Raw genomic sequence first — 17,478 nt, 5'->3', positions numbered from 1 at the left:
TTCTTCAAACAGAATCTCCACGGAGCAGGCGATATCCGCCAACAAATACGTTACTATAGGTTACGTTCAGTGACTTTTTATTTCCGCGCGATGGCTGGCCGGGATAATTTCGTGGGCAACTATTCGCGCCATAAGTATGCTATTTGACGCAGTCCGACGAAAGCCGGGAGATATTTAACCCATCTCTTACCGCCCCCTGTTTCGCCCCTCAATTCCGCATACCAAAAATACAATAAAAACACGTTTGAAAATTCCTGAAATCATTTACAACAAATCAGCAACAATTTGATATTAAACAACATTATATTGTCACCGCCACCAGAACCCATCATTCTAAACACTCCAGTAAAACGAGATAAGCCAGCAATCCTGATTCGCAAAAGTACCGGATTCCGGCGTGATACACCTCAACAATTAAGTCATATATCACCCGGGAATACATACCTCAGGTTTATTATTGCTATTCTCCGGCATAATTTTGCAGTATGGTTTAATCACGGTTATCGTCATGCAGTGAATGCTATCCGGTCTGGCATATCGTTTTTGCCATACTGCGACGCACTTTATGCAATATTCAGTGGGCCGCCCGCCCCCTGCGCCTCCGTATTCCAGGAGTGCATAACCAGAAGGAATGTAGGATGAGCAGAATATGGAACCCTCCCCGAATATTAATATTTATTAACAAAAAACGTTATATCACAATATTACATGAGGTTATTCCCCCGCGACGAAGGGAGAGGCTTCATGTTTAAAACCAGCCCGCATTCGGAGTCCCCGGTTCAGCATGATATATGCTGAGGAACTTTTATCCGTTATAAAAGCATACCGCGCTATGACGAAAAATAAATGTTCAACAACACCTACTGATCAACGCTCTGGCCTGGCAACGAAGACCACACGGAATGAATGCCTTCAATTAAAAGGGAATAACATGAAGAGTACTGCTGAAATCAAGAAGAGGAACTTCCTGACTCAAAACGAGATTGAGTCGCTCCTCAAAGCAGCAAATAGCGGAGTCCACGCTGCACGTAACTATTGCCTGACCTTACTCTGCTTTATTCATGGTTTTCGCGCCAGTGAAATTTGCCGTCTGCAAATCTCGGATATTGATTTACGCTCTAAATGTATTTACATCCGCCGACTTAAAAAAGGGTTTTCAACGACCCATCCGTTATTAAATAAAGAAATTCAGGCGTTAAAAGTCTGGCTGGATATTCGCAGGTCATATCCGGATGCTGACAGCGAATGGCTGTTTTTATCCCGCAAAGGCAATCCACTCTCCCGCCAGCAGTTTTACCAGATTATTTCGACTGCCGGAGATAACGCCGGATTGACCATTGAAATACATCCCCACATGCTCCGCCATTCATGTGGATTTGCGCTGGCGAATATGGGTATCGATACCCGCCTTATTCAGGATTATCTCGGCCATCGCAATATCCGTCATACCGTCTGGTATACCGCCAGCAACGCCGGGCGTTTTTACGGCATCTGGGACAATAAGAAAGAGAAGCAGCGCAACAACCTCTTGCGTTGATACCCGTCTCAGCAACGGGGTTCAGAGTCTGATGCCATGGATGGCGTTAAAATGAGCAACTGTTACTAAAAACATTAGCAAATATTAACCATGCGTTAATTAAGATTATTGTTCCCGCAAGTTCTGGTTTCATTCATAATAGCCCGACAAGTGATATCCTTGTAAATAACCAGGATTTCAATTCGTTATTTATTGTCGGATTAAACCATTCAGCATTATATTTTCCGTTTAAATCCTCGCCGCCCATAACTTTTTCTCCTGTAATTTTATGAACCTGGCATTCGCTGCGCTTAACGCTATTGTGATATGACCTAAAATCCATAAAAATAAGATTTATCGCCTGGCGATATTTTAACTATGTGTAAATGTAATGTGAGCATTTGTTTTTTTGAATACACCTTTAACATTGCGGATTATTTTTTAGCCGCCCTGATTTCTTTCAGGGCGGCGCCTTCGTTCATCAATTTCAGGAGCAATGTATTGTGAATCGACGTCGTTTTCTTACCGCCAAAGAAGTTCAGGCGATGATGCTGGCTGCCCAGCAGGGTCCCACCGGAGAGCGGGACTATTGTCTGATACTGCTGGCGTTCCGCCATGGTATGCGTATCAGTGAGCTTCTCGACCTGCACTATCGGGATCTGGATCTTACTGAGGGACGGATCAATGTCCGCCGGCTGAAAAATGGATTTTCGACCATTCACCCCCTGCGATTTGACGAACTGGAAGCGATTGAACGCTGGAGTCAGGTACGTGCCGGCTGGAAAGCCGCGCAGAAAACCAGTGCGATCTTTATTTCACGCCGAGGAACCCAGCTCTCCCGCCAGCAGGCCTATCGGATTATTCGCAGCGCCGGCGAGCACGCGGGCACCGCGACCCAAACCCATCCGCATATGTTGCGCCACGCCTGTGGCTATGAACTTGCGGAAAGAGGCACCGATACGCGTTTGATTCAGGATTATCTGGGTCATCGCAATATTCGACACACGGTGCGCTACACCGCCAGTAATGCGGCGAGATTTGCCGGATTATGGGAAAGAAATAACCTGCTGGAAGAAAAATCTTATGATCAAAAGAAGTAGTTTATACAACTGATAAATAAGGATATTTTTAGAAATGAACAAGTCAATTGGGGCCAAACTGTTTATATCATAAAAATGTTTTGCAAACTTTTGCAACTAACAAGTACGTTAATTCTAAGAAATTAATATTATCTAACTGATTATCATCATATTTTACCTCTGATAGATTTTACTTATTCACTCATCCATTCCGCCGTTCTGCCATATCATCCTTTCTGACCCCGCCGATTATCTTGCTCTCCCCCACGCAAAAATTCAGCCGATAACACCACAAAAACACAAAAACCAACATGAATAACTAATCACACAGTAATCAAAGACCTCAATAAGAATTTTATTTCAATGAGTCAAAATGGCCCCAATTGACTCATCAGTTGGGGAAAAACTGTGCAGAGCCGGCAGTCGAACCATTCGGCTGATATATGGAATGCCTGGAAGGCACTACGACTGCCAATTTCGGTTCGTAATATCGACTTTGTTTAAAGGAAAACACCATGAAAATCAAAACACTGGCAATCGTTGTTCTGTCAGCCCTGTCCCTGAGCTCTGCAGCGGCTCTGGCTGATACCACTACGGTTAACGGCGGTACAGTGCATTTCAAAGGGGAAGTGGTTAACGCTGCCTGTGCCGTAGATGCCGGCTCTATCGATCAGACCGTTCAACTGGGCCAGGTCCGTTCAGCCAGACTCGCTACAGCAGGGAGCACCAGCTCAGCGGTAGGTTTCAACATCCAGCTGGATGATTGCGACACCACCGTAGCAACCAAAGCTTCCGTTGCCTTCTCCGGGACGGCTGTAGACAGCACCAACACCACCGTACTGGCACTGCAGAACTCCGCAGCTGGCGGCGCTACTAACGTAGGTGTACAGATCCTCGACAGCACTGGTACTCCGCTGGCTCTGGATGGCGCTACCTTCGGTGCAGCGACCACCCTGAACGACGGTACCAACATCATTCCTTTCCAGGCACGCTACTACGCAACCGGTGCAGCAACTGCCGGTACTGCTAACGCAGACGCCACCTTCAAAGTGCAATACGAGTAATTCACTCATCAGGCAAGGATGCGGTTCGGGCCAGGATGGCCCGTTATCTACGACAGGACTGGAGTGATAGCGATGCCAGGAATGAAATCAGCACTGTTGCTACTGCTGCTGCCGCCACTCGCCGTGGCAGGAAACCACTGGAACGTCACGCTCCCTGGCGGAAACATGCGTTTTCAGGGAGTCATTATTGCGGAATCCTGCCGGGTTGAAGCAGGAGACCAGCAGTTGACGGTCAATATGGGGCAGATCAGCAGCAATCGCCTTCATTCTGCCGGGGAAGATACCGACCCCGTGCCTTTCGATATCCATCTTCAGGACTGCAGCACCGCCGTCAGCCAACGCGTCGGCGTCGCTTTTCACGGCGTGGCGGACGGTAAAAATCCAGACGTGCTTTCGGTGGGTGAAGGCCCCGGCATCGCCACCGGAATCGGTATTGCGCTGTTTGATAGAGAAGATCGCCTGATTCCGCTTAACGCACCGGCCAGCGCCTGGTCACGACTGTATGTCGGGCCAACAACGCTGCATTTTGTCGCGAAATATCGTGCGACCGGCCATCAGGTGACCGGCGGAGCCGCCAATGCTCAGGCCTGGTTCTCTCTGACCTATCAGTAAATAACGGCGGGCATACCGGATGCAGGACACAACGGTGAGTATAAAAGGGGAAAACGTGAGAAAAACACTGGGGATGACGCGCTATCTGCTGGCGAGCTTATTGATGGTCGCCACGGCAGGTTTCACTGCACAAGCCGAAGCTGGCGTAGCGCTGGGGGCAACCCGGGTGATCTATCCGGCCGGACAGAAACAGGTCCAGCTGGCGGTGACGAATAATGATGACAGCAGCACCTATCTGATTCAGTCATGGGTCGAAAATGCCGAGGGGCAAAAAGACGGGCAGTTTGTAATAACCCCGCCGCTGTTCGCCATGCAGGGTAAAAAAGAGAACACCTTACGCATTATTGATGCCACCAACGACAAGCTGCCGAAAGATCGGGAAAGCCTGTTCTGGATGAACGTCAAAGCCATCCCTTCGATGGATAAATCAAAGCTCAGCGATAACACGCTGCAGCTGGCGATTATTAGCCGCATCAAGCTCTACTATCGCCCGGCAAAACTGACGCTGTCGCCGGATCAGGCCCCGGAGAAACTGACGTTTCGCCGCAGCGCCACGGCCCTCACGCTAATTAACCCGACGCCTTACTACCTGACGGTCACCGAACTCAATGCCGGTACGCGGGTGCTGGAAAACGCGCTGGTCCCGCCGATGGGTGAAACCTCGGTAAAAATCCCGGCCGATGCGGGTCGCGATATCACCTACCGGACCATCAACGACTATGGCGCACTGACCCCACGGATGAAGGGCGCACTGCAATAACTCCGGGGAAACCAGCGTTCTCCCCTGAATGATAATAAGAACTGACAGCCGGGCGACTACGGACCGGAGGGACTATGTCACATCTGAAATATGGACTGGACCGTTTGGGCATCCAGCGTACGCGGCAGGGTGCCCCAGGGTCGGTTCGCCTATTTGCCCGGTTCCCTATTGCCCTTTTGCTGGCCCTGCCAGCTTTTTCCGCGCAGGCGGAACTCTACTTTAACCCGCGTTTTCTCGCCGACGATCCTGCCGCCGTGGCGGACCTGTCGGGATTCGAACAGGGACAGGAGGTGCCGCCGGGCACCTATCGCGTCGATATCTATCTGAATAATGGGTTTATGACCACCCGCGATGTCACCTTTAATCGTGCGGAGAACCAGCACGGCCTCGCCCCCTGCCTGACCCGCGGACAGCTTGCCAGCATGGGGGTCAACACCGCCGCCGTTACCGGGATGAACACCCTGGCCGCCGATGCCTGCGTGCCGATGGCGGAGTTAATCAAGGATGCCACCAGCCGTTTTGACGTCGGCTCCCAGCGCCTGTACCTGACCGTTCCGCAGGCGTTTATGGGCAACCGCGCGCGCGGCTATATCCCACCGGAACTGTGGGATGACGGGATCAATGCCGGGCTGCTGAATTACAACTTCACCGGTAACAACGTGCGCAACTCCATCGGCGGCAGCAGCCAGTACGCCTATCTGAACCTGCAAAGCGGCCTCAACCTCGGAGCCTGGCGTCTGCGGGACAACACCACCTGGAGCTACAGCACCGGCGGCAGCTCCGCGAGCAATGAGAATAAATGGCAGCACGTCAACAGCTGGCTGGAGCGGGACATTGTGCCTCTGCGCTCGCGCCTGACGATGGGCGACAGCTACACCAATGGCGACGTTTTTGACGGGATTAACTTTCGCGGGGCGCAGCTGGCCTCGGACGACAATATGCTGCCGGACAGCCAAAAGGGCTTTGCCCCGGTGATCCACGGTATTGCCCGCGGCACCGCCCAGGTCTCCATTCGCCAGAACGGCTATGAGATTTACCAGAGCACCGTGCCGCCTGGGCCATTCACCATTAACGATCTCTATGCCGCCGGCAACGGGGGCGATCTGCAGGTCACGGTGAAAGAGGCCGACGGCAGCCTTCAGGTGTTCTCCGTTCCCTGGTCAACGGTGCCGGTGCTGCAACGTGAGGGCCATACGCGCTTCGCCCTGACCGCCGGGGAGTACCGTAGCGGCAACGACCAGCAGGATAAACCGAAATTCTTCCAGGGCACGCTGCTCCACGGCTTGCCGGCAGGATGGACGCTGTACGGCGGGACCCAGCTGGCGGACCGCTACCGGGCGTTTAACCTTGGGGTGGGGAAAAATATGGGTGAACTCGGCGCCGTGTCGCTGGACGTCACCCAGGCCAATGCCAAACTGCCCGACGACAGCGAACACCAGGGACAATCGCTGCGCTTCCTCTATAACAAATCGCTCACCGAGGTGGGCACCAACATTCAGCTGGTCGGCTACCGCTACTCCACGCGCGGCTATTTTAGCTTTGCCGATACCACCTATAACCGGATGAGCGGCTATGACGTGGAGACGCAGGATGGCGTTATCCAGGTGAAGCCTAAGTACACCGATTACTACAACCTTGCCTACAGCAAGCGCGGCAAAGTGCAGGTCAGCCTGACGCAGCAGCTCGGACGCACCGCCACGCTTTATCTGAGCGGCAGCCACCAGAGCTACTGGGGCACCGGTAAAGCCGACGAGCAGCTGCAGGCCGGGCTTAATGCGGCGGTCAACGATATCAACTGGACCCTGAGCTACAGCGTCACCAAAAACGCCTGGCAGGATGGCCGCGATCAGATGCTGGCGGTCAACGTCAACATTCCGTTCAGCCACTGGATGCGCTCCGACAGCACCTCCGTGTGGCGCCATGCCAGCGCCAGCTACAGCATGTCGCACGACCTCGATGGCCGGATGACCAACCTGGCCGGCCTGTACGGCACGCTGCTGGAGGACAACAACCTCAGCTACAGCATGCAGACCGGGTATGCCGGCGGCGGCAACGGCGACAGCGGCGCCACCGGTTATGCCGCGCTGAACTACCGCGGCGGCTACGGCAACGCCAACGTCGGGTACAGCCACAGCGATGGCCTGAAGCAACTGTATTACGGCCTGAGCGGCGGCGTGCTTGCCCATCGCAACGGCGTCACCTTAAGCCAGCCGCTGAACGACACGGTGGTGCTGATTAAGGCGCCGGGAGCGGACAACGTGAAAGTCGAAAACCAGACCGGGGTGCGCACCGACTGGCGCGGCTATGCGGTGCTGCCTTACGCCACCGAATACCGTGAGAACCGGGTGGCGCTGGACACCAACACCCTGGCCGACAACGTCGACCTCGATGACGCGGTGGTCAGCGTGGTGCCGACCCATGGCGCCATCGTGCGTGCCGAATTTAAAGCCCACGTCGGGATGAAGCTGCTGATGACCCTGACCCGCAACGGCAAGCCGGTACCTTTCGGCGCCATGGTGACCTCGGTGGATAACCAGAGCGGCAGCATCGTCGCCGATAACGGTCAGGTCTATATGAGCGGTATGCCGCTGGCCGGAAAAGTACAGGTGAAATGGGGTGAAGGCGCCGACGCCAGCTGCGTGGCCGAGTACCGCCTGCCGCCAGAGAGCCAGCTGCAGGCGCTGAGCCAGCTCTCCGCGGTCTGCCGCTAAGGAAGAATGATGATGACTAAATCACTGTATCTGCTGGGGGCGATGCTGTCGTTTACCCTCCCCCACGCGTTCGCCGCCGACAGCACCATTACCATCAACGGCTACGTCCGGGATAACGCCTGCGCGGTGGCGGGAGAATCGAAAGATTTTACCGTCGACCTGATGGATAACGCCGCGAAGCAGTTCAACGCCATCGGCGCGACCACGCCGGTGGTGCCGTTTCGCATCGTGCTGTCGCCGTGCGGCAGCTCGGTGACCGCCGTCAAGGTGGGGTTCACCGGCGTGGCGGATACCAGCAACACCAGTTTGTTAAAGCTGGACAGCGGCGCGTCCGCGGCGGCGGGAATGGGGATCCAGATCCTCGACACCAACCAGACGATGCTGCCGCTCAACGCCGCCTCGACGGCGATCGCCTGGACCACCCTGACGCCAGGGCAGACCAATACCCTGAACTTTTACGCGCGTCTGATGGCCACCCAGGTCCCGGTCACCGCCGGGCACGTCAACGCCACAGCGACATTTACGCTGGAATTTCAGTAACCGGAGGTTGAGATGAACGGGACTCCCCGAGGATGGCTGCTGGCCTGCGTGCTGGCACTGGCCGTCTCCCCATTGCAGGCGGCCGACATCACGATCACCGTGAACGGCAAAGTGGTCGCCAGGCCCTGTACGGTATCGACGACCCAGGCCACCGTGGAGCTTGGCGATCTGTATACCTTCAGCCTGGTGTCTGCCGGTGCCGCTTCGGCCTGGCACAGCGTGGCGCTCGACCTGAGCAACTGCCCGGTGGGCACTTCCAGAGTCACCGCCAGCTTTAGCGGCACCGCGGACGCCACCGGGTATTACAAGAACCAGGGGACCGCGGGCAATATCCAGCTGGAATTGCAGGATGACGGCGGCACTACCCTCAACAACGGCGCCACCAAATCGGTGCAGGTTGATGACACCACCCAGTCCGCCCGTTTCCCGCTGCAGGTCAGAGCCTTGACGGTCAACGGCGGCGCCACCCAGGGAACCATTCAGGCGGTGATCAGTGTCACCTACACCTACGCCTGAGTCAGGAGAGTAAGTTGATGAAAAAAGTCTTAACCCTGTTCACCACGCTGCTGCTGTTGGGCTGGTCAGTCAATGCCTGGTCCTTCGCCTGCAAAACCGCGGCCGGGGCGACGATCCCCATCGGCGGCGGTAGCGCCAACGTCTACGTCAACCTGACGCCGGCGGTCGACGTCGGGCAAAACCTGGTGGTTGATCTGTCATCACAAATTTTCTGCCACAACGACTATCCGCAGACCATTACCGACTACGTGACCCTGCAGCGCGGCTCCGCTTACGGCGGCGTACTGTCGAGCTTTACCGGTACGGTAAGATATAACGGCACCACCTATTCGTTCCCGACCACCACGGAAACCGCCCGGGTTATCTATGATTCCACCACCGATAAACCGTGGCCAACCGTGCTCTATCTGACGCCAATCAGCACCGCCGGCGGCGTGGCGATCACCTCCGGTTCGCTGATTGCGGTGTTGATTCTGCACCAGACCAACAACTACAACGGCGACTCATATCAGTTCGTGTGGAATATCTACGCCAACAACGATGTGGTGGTCCCCACCGGCGGCTGCGATGTCTCCGCCCGCGACGTGACGGTGACGCTCCCGGAATACCCCGGCTCGATGGCGGTGCCGGTCACGGTGTACTGCGCGCAGAACCAGAATCTCGGCTATTACCTCTCCGGCACCACCGCCGATGCGGCGAACTCCATCTTCAGCAATACCGCGTCAGCCTCGCCCGCCCAGGGCATTGGCGTGCAGATGACCCGTAACGGCAGCGTTGTTCCGGCCAACAGCACGGTGTCTCTGGGAACCGTCGGGACGTCAGCGGTCAATCTGGGGTTAACCGCGACCTACGCGCGCACCACCGGCCAGGTCACGGCAGGCAACGTGCAGTCCATTATTGGGGTGACATTTGTCTATCAATAGCGGCAGCGTGGCACAGGTTTCCCCGCCGGTGGACTATATTCTCTCGCCTTGCACGATCGCCGCCGAGGGGCTGTCCGCGTTGATGGACGACGGCAGCCTGCGCCAGCCCCGTCGGCTGTTTCCCCAGCGCCATGAGGCGCGGCTCATTCCCGAGCGGGTCAGCGTCCGGCGCGTGGTGGTATTTTTGCCCGACGATCCGTTCTGGTTGCTGCTTACTCTGCGCCAGGCGGCGCAGCTCCTGAAACATCGCGCCGTGGCGCTACCGATGCTGATCCTCAGCCGCAGTCCGGCAAACTGGCTGTGGCACACGCTATTGCATCAGGTCGGCAAGGCGCGTTACCTGGCCGCGGTACAGGCCGCCGCCGCCGATTTACCCTGCCAGCAACTGGCGGAGCTCCTCAACCATTCCCCATCTGCGGGCTACCCTCTGCTGGAACAGCTGGCGGCGCGGGAGATGGCGACCGGCGGCGCGCCGACCTGCGGCATCAGTAAGCCAGAGCTGACTACCGCGCTGGACTGGCTGCAGGGAGATAGCATCAATAGTCAGGCGCAACGGCGGGGGCTCAGCCATAAAACCCTCTATACCCAGCGAAGTTCAGGACTGAAGAAGATGGTGGAACATCATCCACATCTGGCGAGCCGCTTTCCCGGCAGCCAGACCAAAGGACAAAAGGCCGGCAGTGTCGCCGCGCTTTCTGCGTTCGAGCGTGAGTTTGTTCATGCGATTCACTGCCGGCACATTTTTCCGGTATTCCAGCCCATCACCGACGAGCGTTTAATGCTGCAGGGCATCGAGGTTCTGTCACGCTGGCGGCGCCACGGTGAAGTGCTGCTGCCGGGCAAGTTTCTGCCGCAGATCCGCTCAGAATATGCCTGGCTGTTGCTCACCGCTTTTGTCTTGCAGGAGGCAGTGCAGAACATCAATCAGCACTCAGGGGAGTTTTACTTTGCGGTAAACGTCCCGCCGGTCATCGCCAACAATAGCAATATTGTCCGCATGATGGAGGCGGCGCGTCAGCAGTTACATGAACCGCAGTGGGGCAAACGGCTGGTACTGGAATTTGCCGAAACCATCGATCTCAGCCGCCACGGCAAAACCGGTGAGAATATTAGCCGCTTACAGCAGCTGGGCTTTTGTATCATGCTCGACGACTGCTTTTCACAAAGCAGCGTAATGTTTCCGGTTCGAACCGTGCGCTTTGATGAGTACAAACTGGATATCAGCATTATCAACGATCTGGCGCGTGACCCGCACGCCCTGGCGTTGATCAAAAGCCTGATCTATTACTGCCAGCTCTCCGGTAGCCGCTGCATTGCCGAAGGAGTCGATAGCCTGGAGAAATTCAATATCCTGAAGGCCCAGGGCATCGATCGTTTTCAGGGCTACCTGCTCTCGCCGCCGGTAACGGGTGATAATCTGACCGATCTTATCCAGCGTTTTTCTACAGGACGGTTTCCCACCAGCATTGCCGGATAGTTCGCCATAGAGGCCGAATGCCTTAATGGTGAGACGGCTACGTGGCGTGAATACGCTACGTAGTAATGGGTGCCATTAATTCTGGAGTACAGGTCAACGTGACTCCGGATCCCCTAGCCTGTTTTCCTGGAGCCAAAGGAGGAAGCGTAAAGTCACATATTAGTGGATAGAACCGTAGTCAAATGATGTGCCTTTATAGCCGTATCTGTTCATCTTTGAACTAATACAGTAAAAACTATATAACCACCGTTTCAGTCACGCCTTCTATGAAGCAGGCCGGCTACTGAAGAAAGTAACCCGATAACTTCCTCATCAGAGGGAAGATCGCCATCGTAAACCAGTTCAGAGAATACACCGTAAAAAACACCCCTGATACTGTCCCATGTTTCACTGGGGCGGGCGAAAAGCACACTTTCATGCAGGGGTTGGTCAAGCCAGTTTCCTGCATTGCTGAACTGCTCTCTGTCGGCCTGAATAACAATATCAATCATATCCTGAAGGTCATCAGAAGAAAAAAACTGACTGTATCTTGCATCACGTTTAATCAGGCACAGATCATAGATATGACGAATTTTATTAGTTAGTGCCTGTTCTGGCTCTTCAACACTCGAGGCTCTGACCAGCCCTACTATTTTTTCCACGACCGTTCGTTTGATATCGAGAACGTTGACCTCAAATTTTTCCAGACCGTAGCGGATGATAATCTCATCACCGTCGGCAAGCTGTCCTTGCATGACGAATTCAGCAATCAGCGATTCAGCAGGCATAAGTGAAAAAGGTTCCGGTGAGGTAAAACTGTTTGTTTCCAGTAGAATAACATCGGAGGCGTGACCAAACTCACCATCAACAATTCGTGGAAACTCATAATAGACTTTCCGAAACTGACTTCCTTTGGATTCATCAGGTCTTTCAACATAGGTCAACCCGGCAGAGATCGTCCGCTCAGCAGCTTTCATGCGTTTTTTTACCTGGTGACCACTCAGCCCCCGAGGGTTAAACATAGCCAGATCAACATCTTCTGAAAACCTTTGAATCAGACCAAAGACCTTCGACAGTGCCGTTCCACCTTTAAAAATAAAATCATCCCTGAACTCCGATTGGCTTAGCTGGAGAAGGATCCGCGTAACCCAGTAATCTTTCTCGACATAAACCTCTGGTATCTCAAAATACTCTGCTGTCCGGTTAATCAACTCGAGGAATGCTTCCCGGTCGTGATGAAGATTCATTCAATATTCCATTCATCTGCCTTATCCCAGTAACTGTCCAACCCAACCCGATAGCGGGTAGTCGGATTAAGCTGAACTTTGAGATTCTCGGCCAAAATTTTATTAGTCTCCGCTATCAATAGTCCCAACAAAGCCCGTGTTACCGGCGAATAAAAACCTGCCAAATTAACAATTTTATAAAGGCCATTTTTTTCGATATTATTTAGCTTATTCGCTATCACTTTCAAGACTTCTGACGGGGTGCTGTCCGGTATTTTCTTAATATTGGAAAGTACATCGAGAATCTCAAGGTATTCCCTGTTGGATTCTGAAACAGGCGCTTTCGCTTTCACTAGTTTTACTTCAACGGTGCCCAGATTCTTGCGCTGTGGAGATTTGTCACTGGCGATAGTGATTGTTTTGGGGACCTGAGTAGTCAGCCCTAGTCGGTTATAGAGACCCGTTCCCGTGACATACCCTCTTCGCTCTCCGTTTTGAAACATGAAGGTTTTCAGCTTTTCAGTATCACTTAGCTGCATTTCGCCAAACATCCCTTTCCTCGGCCGGTAAAACTGACCTTTAGCGAATCGCTTAATGTCGCCATTCTTCACCAGCCGACTGACCGCTTTCACTGTCGTTTCAGGATTTGAAAGATATGGAGTTAAATCTCTATACGTAAAAACTTTACCTGGTTCAAATCTAGTTATTTCTTTCTCAACCAATGGTTTAATCTTCATATCATTTACCTCCTGTTAATCATTCTACATCTATCAAATTAATGGTAAAGTTTTTACGAAGAAAAACATGACATTTAATGAATAAAAAAAACCAAACACTTGCAATTACAGTGATGTTGGATTGCCTCTACTCGGCAGACAAACTTGCGTTAAGTTTTACCATCTCCGCCCTGACGCCCCCACTGACTCAGCTGTCCAACGACATCGGCTTACTTCCTCCTGGAGGTAAGCCGAACAACTTGCGAACCCAGTTAAGAAATGCGCCATAAGGGCGCCCCAGCAAAAGCATCATCAAGGCGGCGCCGAGCGTGCCTCGAAGCAATCCGCTTCCCGAGGCTCCGCTGAAAGCAATGATCAATGCATAGATGGGAACCTGAAAACTGACAAGCGCCACGCTATCCCAAAACAGCGTAGACATTCGACTCTCACCGGCACGCCTCATTACCCAGTCACGCCATACGCCGTAAGGTCTGGCCACCGGAACCATCAGCGCCGCCCCCAGCAGGCGGGCATGGAAGACCTGCTCCCACGTCATGCCGGCGATCAGGCGTTCATTAATGATGCCGGTTGTCGTGAAAAAGAGGATCAGCGCAACGGTATCTGCCAAAAATGCAGTCCGACGCATCTTCTGTTGCTGGCGTTGAAGCAAATGGTTTTCCTGTCGTGGCGTGGTGGCAAAACACCAACGCATCCGCAGATAAGCCTAAAACTATAGCACACGGGTATTCCTCAACTGCGTGGCTGCGACCGGTGAGGCGGCGATTTATTAATGCGAAACGCACACCTTGCCATTGCCCGAATGAACAAGATATCGCACCTTGTCAGACGATAAAAAAAGAAAGTTCCTGACGGACTTTTTACCAGACCGGTACCACGATGCCGGCCGGAATATGGGCTTTTAATGGGATAAGACTATGGGTTCACAGGTATCCGCGGCAGAAGATTCACTGCTGCGGCACAGGCCGTTCGTCACCTTTTGGCTGGCGCGCACCTGTTCATCGTTTGGTTTTCAGATGTTTTCGGTTGCCGTTAGCTGGCAAATTTATGCCATCACCCATAGCGCGCTGGCGCTCGGGATGATCGGTCTGATGCAATTCTTACCTTCCGTCCTGCTGGCACTCCCTGCCGGGCACCTTGCGGATCAGTTCGATCGTCGGCGGATTGTGCTACTTGGTCAATTCATTGAGTGGGTTGCATTACTCGGGCTGGTTGCGCTGACGCTGCTGCATTGGGCGGACAAGATTGAAATTTGGGGGCTGGTCTTTTTAATCTCGGTGGCAAAAGCGCTGGAGTGGCCGGCCATCACCTCAATGCTACCGGCGCTGGTGCCGCCGCCGATCCTTGCGCGGGCGATGGCGGCCAGTTCCGTCGGCGGACAGGCGGCGGTGATTATCGGCCCAACGCTTGGCGGCCTGCTGTACGTGGCGGGCCCGGAGGTGGTGTATGGCGTATCGGCGCTGTTCTATTTGTTCTCGATTGTGCTGGTTAGCCGACTGCGCTACGAGCGACCGCCGCAAACCCGCCTGCCCATGAACCTCACCAACCTGTTTGCCGGCGTGCATTTTATCCGCGAACGAAAAGATGTCCTGGGCGTGATCTCGCTCGATCTGTTTGCCGTCCTCCTCGGCGGGGCAACCGCGCTGTTACCGATCTTCGCGCAGGATATTTTGCATACTGGCCCCTGGGGCCTGGGGATGCTGCGCGGAGCCCCATCGGTTGGTGCGTTGTTGGTAGGCATCTGGCTCAGCCGCCACAAGCTGGAGAAAAACGTTGGCCTGATCATGTTCGCCTCGGTGGCCGGCTTTGGCCTGGCAACGCTGGTATTTGCGCTTTCTGAGCGGCTGTGGCTTTCCCTGCTGGCGCTGGCCGCGCTCGGCGGGTTCGATATGGTGAGCATGGTCATTCGCGGTGCGCTGGTGCAGTTGGATACGCCGGATGATATGCGCGGTCGCGTGAATGCGGTGAACGCAATCTTCATCAATACCTCAAACCAGCTTGGCGAGTTTGAATCTGGCCTGTTAGCTGCATGGATGGGCGCCGTACCGGCAGCAGCACTTGGCGGAATTGGAACCCTGGTGGTAGTGGCCATCTGGATGACGATTTTCCCGCATCTGCGTAAAAGGCAGAAGCTGGAAAATGAGGGTTCCACCTGATTTGCGGTAGATACGATTTACATCAGACAAAATAGAGCACCGGTTTAAGCCGGTGCTTTTATTTCAGGCGCGGATATCGTCATACTCGCGGGTGTTATCAAACTCATGTTTGGCAAACGGGCACAGCGGGATAATTTTTCGCTGCTCGCCGCGCATTTTTTCCACCACCTTCGCCACCAGCTGTTTGCCTACCCCCTGACCTTTCAGGCTCTCGTCAACGTCGGTATGTTCAATAATGCTGAGATGCTCGCCGGTGGGGACAAAAACAATTTCGGCAACCTGATTCCCCGCCGCATCATTGACGTAAAACTTGTTATGACCTTCCAGTATCTCCACTATTTCCTCACTTATTTTTGGCAATATTTCAGGGCGCCGCTCGGGCAGGTATCGATCACCCGTACGACGGTGGCGACATCCACTTCGTCCGGGATGATCCACGGCTTACGCTTGAGGTTAAAGAGCTTTGCACTACCGCGCACGCAGTTTCCCGAGTGCTGACAGATGTCCGTGTTGAAGTAGACATCTATCTTCTCTCCGGTATAGGCCCGATAGCCAGCTTCCAGTAGTTCCTTATCCATGACATTGCCTCATTATTTTTTTATTGTTCAGGTGCTAAGCATAGCCCTGCCAAACCGCCGCCGCTATGGGGAAATGGCGAATCCCTAATGTATATATCGTTAAGACTTAGCGTATTGATGCAAAATAAATGATTTAATTATCATCTTATCCTGGTCGCTCTATTTCATGCATCGCCCCGACATTCCCCCTCAATAAGCAGAGGGAAGTACTGAGGCACTATTATTTCCGCAAAAGGGCGATTAAACTCATTTCACTATGGCGTGAGTATTCGGGACTTCTCCTTTGAATCATCAAGTAAAACCGGTGCGTCTGGCACTATTATTCCAGCCTGTTTTTCTCTCTGGTTGTTCATTATCACCAGCGATTCCGGTATTCGGTGCGGCCTTCCCCGGCTGGTTTTTCTGTTTATTAGGCGGCCTGTTTTTACTCATTCCCTGCCATATCCTGATCGTTCGTCAAGGCTGGCAGGCGAGGTTCTCGCCGCTGATATTCAGCTACCTGGCCCTGATGTTCCTGTTCGCCACGATCCTGTGGTTCCTGTTCTTTGTGTACTAAGTTGTGTACTAAGCCCCTATGACAAACTCCAGCCCCAGCGTATTACGCAAAAAATGGCCGTTGCTGACCCTCGTTCTCGCGGCGATCGTCGCGCTCATGGTGGTTATCTGGCAGCTCCAGACCTCGCCGGCGACCAACGATGCCTATGTCTATACCGACACCATCGATGTGGTACCGGAGGTCAGCGGGCGCATTGTCGAGATGCCAATTCGCGACAACCAGCGGGTGAAGAAAGGCGATCTGCTGTTTCGCCTCGATCCGCGCCCGTATCAGGCCATGCTGGAAGATGCCCGGGCCCGCCTGACGACGCTGGACGCGCAAATCATGCTCACCCGACGCACGATTAAGGCTCAGGAATACAACGCCCAGTCGGTGGCCGCCGCCGTCGAGCGCGCGAAAGCGCTGGTGAAGCAGACCACCTCGTCGCGCACCCGGCTTGAACCACTGGTGCCTCAGGGCTTTGCCTCACAGGAAGATCTCGACCAGGCGCGAACCGCTGAAAAAGCCGCCCGCGCAGAACTGGAAGCCACGCTGTTGCAGGCGAAACAGGCCGCCGCCGCGGTGACCGGCGTTGATGCGATGGTCGCCCAGCGGGCGGGGATCCTGGCGCAGATCGCGCTGGCGGAACTGCATCTTGAATTTACCGAAGTCCGCGCCCCCTTCAACGGCGTGGTGGTGGCGCTGAAAACCACCGTGGGTCAGTACGCCTCGGCGTTAAAACCGGTGTTTACCCTGATGGATGACGATCGCTGGTATGTCATCGCCAACTTCCGCGAAACCGACCTTAAAAACGTCCGCCCAGGCGTACCGGCCAGGGTCACCATCATGACCAATCATGATAAATCGTTCGCCGGCGTGGTCGATTCCGTCGGCTCCGGCGTGCTGCCGGAAGGCGGCAGCGTCATTGAAGGGCTGCCGATTATTCAGAAGAGCATCAACTGGGTCCACGTCTCACAGCGTTTCCCGGTCAAAATCGCCGTTAAGGATCCGGACCCTGAACTCTTCCGCATGGGCGCTTCCGCCAGCGCCGTGCTTCAGCCGCGATAGGGAC

General features: G+C 54.2%; 18 protein-coding genes. 13 read left to right on the top strand and 5 right to left on the bottom strand.

The genetic code is table 11. From position 1 onward, the window contains the following. Nucleotides 1-931: 931 nt before the first annotated feature. The 10 genes from HF679_RS23050 to HF679_RS23005 all read left to right on the top strand — a co-directional run bounded on the left by HF679_RS23050 (nucleotide 932) and on the right by HF679_RS23005 (nucleotide 11,198). On the top strand, nucleotides 932-1,537 hold the full coding sequence (locus HF679_RS23050) for a tyrosine-type DNA invertase (protein ID WP_123756606.1): 606 nt from the start codon (nucleotides 932-934) through the stop codon (nucleotides 1,535-1,537). 482 nt (nucleotides 1,538-2,019) lie between these two features. Beyond that, nucleotides 2,020-2,616, top strand: a complete 597-nt coding sequence (gene fimE, locus HF679_RS23045; protein WP_123756605.1) for a type 1 fimbria switch DNA invertase FimE — start codon at nucleotides 2,020-2,022, stop codon at nucleotides 2,614-2,616. A 494-nt stretch (nucleotides 2,617-3,110) separates the two neighbouring features. Further along, nucleotides 3,111-3,659, top strand: coding sequence for a type 1 fimbrial major subunit FimA (gene fimA / locus HF679_RS23040; protein WP_123756604.1), 549 nt, complete (start codon nucleotides 3,111-3,113; stop codon nucleotides 3,657-3,659). Nucleotides 3,660-3,731: 72 nt separating this feature from the next. Then, nucleotides 3,732-4,271 (top strand): fimbrial protein, encoded by a 540-nt coding sequence (locus tag HF679_RS23035; RefSeq protein WP_123756603.1) that lies wholly within the window; start codon nucleotides 3,732-3,734, stop codon nucleotides 4,269-4,271. A gap of 34 nt (nucleotides 4,272-4,305) precedes the next feature. Further along, on the top strand, nucleotides 4,306-5,031 hold the full coding sequence (locus HF679_RS23030; RefSeq protein WP_123756602.1) for a fimbria/pilus periplasmic chaperone: 726 nt from the start codon (nucleotides 4,306-4,308) through the stop codon (nucleotides 5,029-5,031). Nucleotides 5,032-5,105: 74 nt separating this feature from the next. After that, nucleotides 5,106-7,742, top strand: coding sequence for a fimbrial biogenesis usher protein (locus tag HF679_RS23025; RefSeq protein WP_123756601.1), 2,637 nt, complete (start codon nucleotides 5,106-5,108; stop codon nucleotides 7,740-7,742). Nucleotides 7,743-7,751: 9 nt separating this feature from the next. Beyond that, nucleotides 7,752-8,282 carry a fimbrial protein gene (locus HF679_RS23020; RefSeq protein WP_187043082.1) on the top strand — a complete coding sequence of 177 codons (531 nt, stop codon included), beginning with the start codon at nucleotides 7,752-7,754 and terminating at the stop codon, nucleotides 8,280-8,282. A gap of 12 nt (nucleotides 8,283-8,294) precedes the next feature. After that, nucleotides 8,295-8,798 carry a fimbrial protein gene (locus HF679_RS23015; RefSeq protein WP_123756599.1) on the top strand — a complete coding sequence of 168 codons (504 nt, stop codon included), beginning with the start codon at nucleotides 8,295-8,297 and terminating at the stop codon, nucleotides 8,796-8,798. A 17-nt stretch (nucleotides 8,799-8,815) separates the two neighbouring features. Then, complete coding sequence (locus tag HF679_RS23010; protein ID WP_187042414.1) at nucleotides 8,816-9,721, top strand: fimbrial protein; 906 nt, start codon at nucleotides 8,816-8,818, stop codon at nucleotides 9,719-9,721. 28 nt (nucleotides 9,722-9,749) lie between these two features. Next, a complete protein-coding gene (locus HF679_RS23005) occupies nucleotides 9,750-11,198 on the top strand; it encodes an EAL domain-containing protein (protein WP_370453890.1) in 1,449 nt (482 codons plus the stop codon). 251 nt (nucleotides 11,199-11,449) lie between these two features. On the opposite strand, the gene HF679_RS23000 is transcribed toward HF679_RS23005, so the two are convergent. From HF679_RS23000 to alaE, 3 genes are all read right to left on the bottom strand, one after another. Then, the gene (locus HF679_RS23000; protein WP_187042413.1) at nucleotides 11,450-12,424 is read right to left on the bottom strand and encodes a nucleotidyl transferase AbiEii/AbiGii toxin family protein; all 975 of its coding nucleotides are present in this window, start codon (nucleotides 12,422-12,424) and stop codon (nucleotides 11,450-11,452) included. Continuing rightward, on the bottom strand, nucleotides 12,421-13,140 hold the full coding sequence (locus HF679_RS22995) for a DUF6088 family protein (protein ID WP_187042412.1): 720 nt from the start codon (nucleotides 13,138-13,140) through the stop codon (nucleotides 12,421-12,423). Before HF679_RS22995 ends, HF679_RS23000 begins: the two co-directional genes overlap by 4 nt. Nucleotides 13,141-13,327: 187 nt before the next feature. Continuing rightward, entirely contained in the window at nucleotides 13,328-13,789 is a 462-nt protein-coding gene (alaE, locus tag HF679_RS22990) for an L-alanine exporter AlaE (RefSeq protein ID WP_123756595.1), read from the bottom strand. Nucleotides 13,790-14,054: 265 nt separating this feature from the next. On the opposite strand from alaE, the gene HF679_RS22985 reads away from it, so the two are divergent. Next, entirely contained in the window at nucleotides 14,055-15,293 is a 1,239-nt protein-coding gene (locus tag HF679_RS22985) for an MFS transporter (RefSeq protein ID WP_154144019.1), read from the top strand. Nucleotides 15,294-15,356: 63 nt separating this feature from the next. Here the strand turns inward: HF679_RS22985 and HF679_RS22980 are convergent, their stop codons facing one another. Continuing rightward, nucleotides 15,357-15,629, bottom strand: a complete 273-nt coding sequence (locus HF679_RS22980) for a GNAT family N-acetyltransferase (RefSeq protein ID WP_004867312.1) — start codon at nucleotides 15,627-15,629, stop codon at nucleotides 15,357-15,359. A gap of 11 nt (nucleotides 15,630-15,640) precedes the next feature. Beyond that, complete coding sequence (gene yjdI, locus HF679_RS22975) at nucleotides 15,641-15,871, bottom strand: 4Fe-4S mono-cluster protein YjdI (RefSeq protein WP_123756593.1); 231 nt, start codon at nucleotides 15,869-15,871, stop codon at nucleotides 15,641-15,643. A 283-nt stretch (nucleotides 15,872-16,154) separates the two neighbouring features. On the opposite strand from yjdI, the gene HF679_RS22970 reads away from it, so the two are divergent. Together HF679_RS22970 and mdtN are read left to right on the top strand one after the other, a co-directional pair. After that, nucleotides 16,155-16,427, top strand: coding sequence for a YtcA family lipoprotein (locus tag HF679_RS22970; RefSeq protein ID WP_123756592.1), 273 nt, complete (start codon nucleotides 16,155-16,157; stop codon nucleotides 16,425-16,427). Between the two features lie 18 nt (nucleotides 16,428-16,445). Further along, on the top strand, nucleotides 16,446-17,474 hold the full coding sequence (gene mdtN, locus HF679_RS22965; protein WP_123756591.1) for a multidrug transporter subunit MdtN: 1,029 nt from the start codon (nucleotides 16,446-16,448) through the stop codon (nucleotides 17,472-17,474). Nucleotides 17,475-17,478 lie beyond the last annotated feature (4 nt).

The sequence above is a fragment of the Enterobacter sp. JUb54 genome (assembly GCF_014298075.1).
In the GTDB taxonomy this organism is placed as follows: Bacteria; Pseudomonadota; Gammaproteobacteria; order Enterobacterales; family Enterobacteriaceae; genus Klebsiella; species Klebsiella lignicola.
This window is presented reverse-complemented; position numbering and strand designations above follow the sequence as displayed.

What these genes read in the sequence shown, in the direction of transcription:
- HF679_RS23050 (WP_123756606.1), top strand. Translation starts at nt 932, where the DNA reads ATGAAGAGTACTGCTGAAATCAAGAAGAGGAACTTCCTGACTCAAAAC.
- fimA (WP_123756604.1), top strand. Translation starts at nt 3,111, where the DNA reads ATGAAAATCAAAACACTGGCAATCGTTGTTCTGTCAGCCCTGTCCCTG.
- HF679_RS23035 (WP_123756603.1), top strand. Translation starts at nt 3,732, where the DNA reads ATGCCAGGAATGAAATCAGCACTGTTGCTACTGCTGCTGCCGCCACTC.
- HF679_RS23025 (WP_123756601.1), top strand. Translation starts at nt 5,106, where the DNA reads ATGTCACATCTGAAATATGGACTGGACCGTTTGGGCATCCAGCGTACG.
- HF679_RS23020 (WP_187043082.1), top strand. Translation starts at nt 7,752, where the DNA reads ATGATGACTAAATCACTGTATCTGCTGGGGGCGATGCTGTCGTTTACC.
- HF679_RS23015 (WP_123756599.1), top strand. Translation starts at nt 8,295, where the DNA reads ATGAACGGGACTCCCCGAGGATGGCTGCTGGCCTGCGTGCTGGCACTG.
- HF679_RS23010 (WP_187042414.1), top strand. Translation starts at nt 8,816, where the DNA reads ATGAAAAAAGTCTTAACCCTGTTCACCACGCTGCTGCTGTTGGGCTGG.
- HF679_RS23000 (WP_187042413.1), bottom strand. Translation starts at nt 12,424, where the DNA reads ATGAATCTTCATCACGACCGGGAAGCATTCCTCGAGTTGATTAACCGG.
- HF679_RS22995 (WP_187042412.1), bottom strand. Translation starts at nt 13,140, where the DNA reads ATGAAGATTAAACCATTGGTTGAGAAAGAAATAACTAGATTTGAACCA.
- HF679_RS22985 (WP_154144019.1), top strand. Translation starts at nt 14,055, where the DNA reads ATGGGTTCACAGGTATCCGCGGCAGAAGATTCACTGCTGCGGCACAGG.
- yjdI (WP_123756593.1), bottom strand. Translation starts at nt 15,871, where the DNA reads ATGGATAAGGAACTACTGGAAGCTGGCTATCGGGCCTATACCGGAGAG.
- mdtN (WP_123756591.1), top strand. Translation starts at nt 16,446, where the DNA reads ATGACAAACTCCAGCCCCAGCGTATTACGCAAAAAATGGCCGTTGCTG.